Source organism: Streptomyces fildesensis, assembly GCF_016107395.1.
Taxonomy (GTDB): domain Bacteria; phylum Actinomycetota; class Actinomycetes; order Streptomycetales; family Streptomycetaceae; genus Actinacidiphila; species Actinacidiphila fildesensis.
Genome location: NZ_JAAIKO010000183.1, coordinates 1 through 476, shown reverse-complemented (window position 1 = coordinate 476; position 476 = coordinate 1). Strand labels below are relative to the sequence as shown.

The following is a 476-nucleotide window of genomic DNA, read 5'->3' as shown; positions in this document are numbered from 1 at the left end:
GTCCAGTCCTCCATTGCCTTCACCTCCATCGCCCGCGGTAACGTCGCCGCCGCCATCTGCGCGGGCACCTACTCCAGCCTCCTCGGCATGATCGCCACCCCCCTGCTCGCCACCACTTTGCTGGGCTCAGCCGCAACCTTCGCCCCCGACCGGCTCATCGCTGTCGCCACCCAACTGCTGCTCCCGTTCCTCGCCGGGCACCTTCTGCGCCCATGGATCGGCACCTTCATCAATCGCCAGCACACGGCACTGCGCCTGGTCGACCGCGGCTCCGTGCTCCTGGTCGTCTACACGGCTTTCAGCCAGGGCACCGCGCAGGGCGTTTGGCACCAGACGGCACCGCTGCGACTGCTTACGCTGTTGGCGGTGGAAGTGGTCTTGCTTGCCCTGGTTCTGACCGTCACCGGGATCGGGGCTACGGCGTTGGGGTTCGGGCGTGCGGATCGGATCGCAATCGTCTTCGCCGGGTCGAAGAA

At 67.0% G+C, this 476-nt stretch carries 1 protein-coding gene; it reads left to right on the top strand.

The annotated features are described in order from the left end of the window. Positions 1–476 (top strand): bile acid:sodium symporter (locus C6N31_RS42500; protein WP_198359664.1); only part of this gene is annotated, 476 nt, incomplete at both ends.